6 protein-coding genes are annotated in these 6,596 nt (G+C 65.5%); 1 reads left to right on the forward strand and 5 read right to left on the reverse strand.

Features of this window, described 5'->3' with window-relative positions:
* The 5 genes from VGH68_RS19030 to VGH68_RS19050 form a co-directional block, all read right to left on the reverse strand.
* Nucleotides 1-794, reverse strand: a 794-nt coding sequence (locus tag VGH68_RS19030; RefSeq protein ID WP_331605235.1) for a ketose-bisphosphate aldolase, incomplete at its 3' end; no start/stop codon positions are given.
* Between the two features lie 207 nt (nt 795-1,001).
* Complete coding sequence (gene pyk / locus VGH68_RS19035; protein ID WP_331605236.1) at nt 1,002-2,438, reverse strand: pyruvate kinase; 1,437 nt, start codon at nt 2,436-2,438, stop codon at nt 1,002-1,004.
* Between the two features lie 352 nt (nt 2,439-2,790).
* Nucleotides 2,791-3,984, reverse strand: coding sequence for a phosphoglycerate kinase (locus VGH68_RS19040; RefSeq protein WP_331605237.1), 1,194 nt, complete (start codon nt 3,982-3,984; stop codon nt 2,791-2,793).
* A gap of 286 nt (nt 3,985-4,270) precedes the next feature.
* On the reverse strand, nt 4,271-4,594 hold the full coding sequence (locus VGH68_RS19045) for an AzlD domain-containing protein (RefSeq protein WP_331605238.1): 324 nt from the start codon (nt 4,592-4,594) through the stop codon (nt 4,271-4,273).
* Entirely contained in the window at nt 4,591-5,355 is a 765-nt protein-coding gene (locus VGH68_RS19050; protein ID WP_331605239.1) for an AzlC family ABC transporter permease, read from the reverse strand. The genes VGH68_RS19045 and VGH68_RS19050 overlap by 4 nt, the downstream gene beginning before the upstream one ends.
* A gap of 302 nt (nt 5,356-5,657) precedes the next feature.
* On the opposite strand from VGH68_RS19050, the gene VGH68_RS19055 reads away from it, so the two are divergent.
* A complete protein-coding gene (locus tag VGH68_RS19055) occupies nt 5,658-6,581 on the forward strand; it encodes a branched-chain amino acid transaminase (RefSeq protein WP_331605240.1) in 924 nt (307 codons plus the stop codon).
* Nucleotides 6,582-6,596: the final 15 nt, after the last annotated feature.

Consider the following 6,596-nt stretch of genomic DNA (forward strand, 5'->3'; position numbering starts at 1 on the left):
TCCTGGATTTCCTCGACCGGTACGCCGTAGGTTTCCTTCATGTCGCCGCCGAATTCGCGGATTTCCGCGAGCAGCTCCTGCGGCACCGACGACGAGCCGTGCATCACCAGGTGCGTGTTGGGGATGCGCTGGTGGATTTCCTTGATGCGCTGGATCGACAGGATATCTCCGGTCGGCTTCTTGCTGAACTTGTACGCGCCGTGCGACGTGCCGATCGCAATGGCCAGCGCGTCGCACTGGGTCAGCTTGACGAAGTCGGCGGCCTGCTCCGGATCGGTCAGCAGCTGCTCGCGCGTCATCGTGCCGTCGGCGCCGTGGCCGTCTTCCTTGTCGCCCTTCATCGTTTCGAGCGAACCGAGCACGCCCAGCTCGGCCTCGACGGTCACGCCGATCGAATGCGCCGCCTCGACGACCTTGCGCGACACTTCGACGTTGTACTCGTACGATGCGACCGACTTGCCGTCGGCTTCCAGCGAACCGTCCATCATCACGCTGGTGAAGCCGCTGCGGATCGCGGCCATGCAGACCGCCGGCGATTGGCCGTGGTCCTGGTGCATCACGACCGGAATATGCGGATACGACTCGACCGCCGCTTCGATCAGGTGACGCAGGAACGGCTCGCCCGCGTACTTCCGCGCGCCGGCCGACGCCTGCATGATCACCGGGGCGTCGACCTTGTCGGCGGCGGCCATGATCGCCTGCACCTGCTCAAGGTTGTTCACGTTGAATGCCGGCAGGCCATAACCGTTTTCGGCGGCATGATCCAGCAGTTGACGCATTGATACGAGAGGCATGCTGTAACTCCTAAGATTGAAACGAATTCTTTGCCGTCGGCATCTTTTGCGGCGATTTTATCGCGAAGCAGATCGCATTCCAGCGCTCATGCGCGTGCGTTGGTGCGCCGTCGCACACGCCGCCGCATCGCGTCAGATGGGCGCCGCGCACGCGGACGGCTCTGCTTCGCTCGATCCCGCCTGTGCCGATCGGACGGTCCAGCGTAATCAGTACGGTTCGCCGACCCGGACGATCTTCAACGTGTTGGTGCCACCGGCCTGACCCATCGGCTCGCCGACCGTCAGCACGACCATATCGCCGCGCGACGCATAGCCATTGCCGACCACGGTTTCCAACGCCTGCTGGAGCGCGATGTCACGGTCGGTGTTGGTATCCAGATGCAGCGACGTCACATTGCGGTACAGCGCCATCGCCCGCTCGCTGCCGACGCGCGGCGTCAGCGCGAAAATCGGCACGTGGGACCAGTGACGCGACATCCACAGCGCGGTGGAACCCGATTCGGTCAGCGCGACGATCGCCTTCGCGCCAAGGTGATAGGCGGTAAACAGCGCGCCCATTGCGATCGACTGGTCGATCCGCGTGAAGGTATGGTCGAGGAAATCCTTGTCGAGCTCGGACTGTTCGGACTTCTCCGCTTCGAGGCAGATCGCCGCCATCGTCTCGATGGTCTGCACCGGGTATTTGCCAGCCGCCGATTCCGCCGACAGCATCACCGCGTCAGTGCCGTCGAGCACCGCGTTCGCGACGTCCGACACTTCCGCGCGGGTCGGCACCGGCGCGTGGATCATCGACTCCATCATCTGCGTCGCGGTGATCACGAACTTGTTCGATTCGCGCGCCATCCGGATCATCCGCTTTTGCAGCGCCGGCACGGCCGCGTTGCCGACTTCGACGGCGAGGTCGCCGCGCGCGACCATGATGCCGTCCGATGCGTCGAGAATGCCCTGGAGCGCCGGAATCGCCTCCGCGCGCTCGATCTTCGCGATCATCTTCGGCTTGATGCCGTACGGCGCGCCGGCGATGTTGGCCAACTGGCGGGCCATTTCCATGTCGGTTGCGTTTTTCGGGAACGACACCGCGATGAAATCGACGCCGAGCGACATCGCCGTGCGGATGTCTTCCATGTCTTTCGCGGTCAGCGCGGGGGCCGACAGACCGCCGCCCTGGCGGTTGATACCCTTGTTGTTCGACAGCTCGCCGCCGATCTTCACGATCGTATGGATCTCGCTGCCGATTACGCGTTGCACGTCCAGCACGATCAGGCCGTCGTTGAGCAGCAGCACGTCGCCCGGCTTCAGGTCGCGCGGCAGATCCTTATAGTCGAGGCCGGCGCGCTGCTGGCCGCCGACTTCGCAGTCGGCGTCGAGCACGAAGGCCTCGCCGGCAACCAGGTTGACCTTGCCGTTTTCGAACTTGCCGACGCGGATTTTCGGGCCTTGCAGGTCGGCCATGATGGCGACTTCGCGGCCGGCCTGACGGGCCGCCTCGCGCACGAATTCGGCGCGCTGGCGGTGATCGTCCGCGGTGCCGTGCGAGAAGTTGAGCCGCACCACATCGAGCCCCGCCTGAATCATTTGCAGCAGGATTTCCGGCGTGCTGGAAGCTGGACCGATAGTGGCGACAATCTTGGTGGCGCGATGCATGAGTCTCCTCGTCTGGATGGAATCGCTGGGATGAGCGCTGCGGAGCTGCTGCGAAGTCTGCGCATCGGAAGATGCTGCACGAGGTCGCGCGCCGCTTGCCAGCGGCGTCGCTTTTTTGGATGAAGTGGTATTCGAGAGCGGCGCGTGCGGTGCCGTCGGGTTGGCGCCGGGTGCGCCGCTGGGCTGCGGTGTCGGCGTGGAACCGGGCTGTGCGGCCGCTTGTTGTCCGGCCGCTGCCGCCGGCCCGGTGGCGCGCTTCGCGCGCTCCCCTGCCGTCGCTGCCGTGGTATCGCGCGGCGCTTGCGCGCCTCGCGTTCTGATCGACTTCGCCGTAGGGGAGCGCGTCGCCACGTTAAGCCCGCGATTCCAGAACTTCGACCGCCGGCAGCTTCTTGCCCTCGAGGAATTCGAGGAAAGCGCCGCCGCCCGTCGATATGTAACTGACCTGATCGTGGATACCGTACTTGGCGATCGCCGCGAGCGTATCGCCGCCGCCCGCGATCGAGAACGCCGACGAACGTGCGATCGCATCCGCGAGCGTCTTCGTGCCGTTACCGAACTGGTCGAACTCGAACACGCCGACCGGGCCGTTCCACACGACCGTGCCGGCCTTCTCCAGCTGCGCGGCCAGCGCCTGCGCGGTCTGCGGGCCGATGTCGAGAATCATGTCGTCGTCCTCGACGTCGGCGACCGCCTTGACTTCGGCCTTGGCGGTCGGCGAAAACGCCTTGGCCGTGACGACGTCGGTCGGAATCGGCACCGAGGCGCCGCGGGCCTTCGCCGCGTCGATGATCGCCTTCGCTTCACTCACCAGGTCCGCTTCGGCAAGCGATTTGCCGATCTTCAGGCCGGCGGCCAGCATGAACGTATTGGCGATGCCCCCGCCGACGATCAGCTGATCGACCTTGTCCGCGAGCGACTTCAGAATGGTCAGCTTGGTCGACACCTTCGAGCCGGCGACGATCGCGACCAGCGGACGCTTCGGCGCGCCGAGCGCCTTGCCGAGCGCTTCGAGTTCGGCGGCGAGCAGCGGGCCCGCGCAGGCGACCGGCGCGTATTTGGCGATACCGTGCGTGGTGGCTTCGGCGCGGTGCGCGGTGCCGAACGCGTCGTTCACATAGATGTCGCAGAGCTTGGCCATTTTCTGCGCGAGCTCGTCGGAATCCTTCTTTTCGCCCTTGTTCACGCGGCAGTTCTCGAGCAGCACGACCGAGCCCGGCGCGACCTTCACGCCGTCTTCGACCCAGTTCGCGACCAGCGGCACGTCGCGGCCGAGCAGTTCGGCAAGACGTTTGGCGACCGGCGCGAGCGAGTCTTCCGGCTTGAAGTCGCCTTCGGTCGGACGGCCCAGGTGCGAGGTCACCATCACGGCGGCGCCTGCGTCCAGCGCGGCCTTGATAGCCGGCACCGAGGCGCGGATGCGGGTGTCTTCGGTGATGTTGCCCTGATCGTCCTGCGGCACGTTGAGATCGGCGCGGATGAACACCCGTTGACCGGACAGCTTGCCTTCGGCGATCAGGTCGGAGAGACGCAATACTTTGTTCATGGGCTTGAGTATGCGAGTTGATGAGAAGGCGGTGGCGGACTGCGCGCCGGGCCCGGTGCGGAAAAACGCCCGCGCTTCGGCCCAACGGTTCCGCGGGATCGGGCGCCGGCGGCCGGGCCGCGGCAGTGGCGCGTCGCTGCGGCGCGCTCAACCCGGAAAGGGGTATTTTAACTGATGCAACCGGCCTTCCGGCCCGCGACGGGGCGAATCCCGCATATTTGCGTCCGCTGCTCGCACGGGTCTTGCCGCGACGTGAAAGCCGTCGCTGGGGCCCTCGCTGCGGCCACTACATAACGAGGCGCAGCACCGTGAAGACGAGCATGCCGGTGACAATCGTGCCGAGCATCGTACGGCGCCACAAGAACCAAGCGAGCCCGCCCAGCGTCGCGTAGAACTCATGGTTGGACGGCCCGAACGACAGGCCCTCGGGCGTCGTCAGCACGTCGGGCAGCACCACGGCGGCGAGCGCCGCGGCCGGTGCATAGCGCAGTACCCGCTGCACGCGCTCCGGCAGCACCGTGCGCTCGCCGCCAATCAGGAACAGCGCGCGCGTGAGCGCGGTGACGAAGGTCATGCCGAAGATGGCAAGCCAGATCTGCGTGGAGGTCATCGGGGGTCTCGGGTGCTGTCGCGCATGCGGCTCATGCGGCGGATGCGGCGCAGATCCGCGCGCTCGATCATCAGGTCGGCCACGCTGCCGGCGGCGATCGCCGTGATCACCGCGAGCGGCAGCGCGAGCCGGTACGGCAGATCGATCGCGAGCAGCGCGACGATGCCGGCGACGCTGACCGCGACGAGCGTCGAGCGCGTGGCGACCGCCGACACCATGATGGGCAGCAGCGCGAGCGTGCCGGCGAGCGCGAGCCCCCAGTTATCGGGAATCAGGCTGGCGAGCAGGATGCCGACAATCGACGACACCTGCCACGACAGCCAGCTCGACACCGCCATGCCCCAGAAGTACGCCTCCTTGCCCGGCAGGTAGCCGATCGCAAAGCTCTTTTTCTGGAACAGCAGATAGATCACGTCGCCGTTGAAATAGCCGAGCACGATGCGTCGCCACATCGGCAGATACGAGAAATGCGGGGCGAGACCAGCGCTGAAGATCACGAACCGGGTATTGACCATCGCCGCGGTGAGCAGCACGGTCCAGACCGGCAGTTTGGCCGCGAGCAGCGGTAGCACCGCGAGCTGCGACGAGCCGGCGTAGCACAGCAGCGACATCGTGAGCGCCTGCGGCAGCGTCAGCACGGACTTGCTCATCGCGACACCGGTGACGAGCCCCCACGAGCAGATCGCCATCAGCGTGGGCGCGTAGTCGCGCATACCTTGACGGAAAGCATGGCGATCGGTAGCGGACAGTCGAGCGAGCATCAGACGAAGAGAAGCGGCGCTAACTGCGCCGTCAGCAGGGCCGGGGCGGCGCCGGTTTGCTGGGCGCCCGCGGCGGGCACCCTCTGGCGCAAAGGGATTTGAAGCATACCGATTCGAATTATGCGTGCGCTGGATTATAGCTTCCGCGACGGGTGCCGGGATACGCATGACGATGCGCATGACGATGCGCGCGGCGATGCGCTGGAATGCCCGTTGCGTGTGCAAATGACGCTAAAATAGCGCTCCCGGCTAGGCCCTGGCGCTCATGGCCGCACCTCACAACGCACCTGCTGGAGAATCGTATGTCAATGGCCGACCGCGACGGCAAGATCTGGATGGATGGCAAGCTCATCGACTGGCGCGATGCCAAGATCCATGTGCTGACCCACACGCTGCATTACGGCATGGGCGTTTTCGAGGGCGTCCGCGCCTACAAGACAGCCGGCGGCGGCACCGCGATCTTCCGTCTGCAGGAACACACCAAGCGGCTGTTGAACTCGGCGAAGATTTTCCAGATGGACGTGCCGTTCGACCATGAAACGCTCGCCGCCGCGCAGCGCGAGGTGGTCCGCGAAAACAAGCTCGAATCCTGCTACCTGCGCCCGATCGTCTGGGTCGGCTCGGAAAAGCTCGGCGTATCGGCCAAGGGCAACACGATCCACGTCGCGATCGCCGCATGGCCGTGGGGCGCTTACCTCGGCGAAGACGGCATCGCCAAGGGCATCCGCGTGAAGACGTCGTCATTCACGCGCCATCACGTGAACGTATCGATGGTCCGCGCGAAGGCGTCCGGCTGGTACGTGAACTCGATCCTCGCGAACCAGGAAGCGATCGCCGACGGCTACGACGAAGCGCTGCTGCTCGATGTCGACGGCTACGTCTCCGAAGGCTCCGGCGAAAACTTCTTCCTCGTCAACAACGGCAAGCTCTACACGCCGGACCTGGCGTCGTGCCTCGATGGCATCACGCGCGACACGGTCATCACGCTCGCGCGCGACTTCGGCATTCCGGTGGTCGAGAAGCGCATCACCCGCGACGAGGTCTACACCTGCGACGAAGCGTTCTTCACCGGCACCGCCGCCGAAGTCACGCCGATCCGCGAACTCGACAACCGCACGATCGGCAGCGGCGCGCGCGGCCCGATCACGGAAAAGCTGCAAGCCGCGTTCTTCGACGTGGTGTCCGGCAAGAGCGACAAGTACGCCCACTGGCTGACGAAGGTCTGAAGGTTTTATCCGCGC

Source organism: Paraburkholderia sp., assembly GCF_036488505.1.
Classification (GTDB): domain Bacteria; phylum Pseudomonadota; class Gammaproteobacteria; order Burkholderiales; family Burkholderiaceae; genus Paraburkholderia.

Bases quoted from the DNA above. Each gene is read 5' to 3' on its own strand.
- pyk (WP_331605236.1), bottom strand. From the start codon at position 2,438: ATGCATCGCGCCACCAAGATTGTCGCCACTATCGGTCCAGCTTCCAGC.
- VGH68_RS19040 (WP_331605237.1), bottom strand. From the start codon at position 3,984: ATGAACAAAGTATTGCGTCTCTCCGACCTGATCGCCGAAGGCAAGCTG.
- VGH68_RS19045 (WP_331605238.1), bottom strand. From the start codon at position 4,594: ATGACCTCCACGCAGATCTGGCTTGCCATCTTCGGCATGACCTTCGTC.
- VGH68_RS19050 (WP_331605239.1), bottom strand. From the start codon at position 5,355: ATGCTCGCTCGACTGTCCGCTACCGATCGCCATGCTTTCCGTCAAGGT.
- VGH68_RS19055 (WP_331605240.1), top strand. From the start codon at position 5,658: ATGTCAATGGCCGACCGCGACGGCAAGATCTGGATGGATGGCAAGCTC.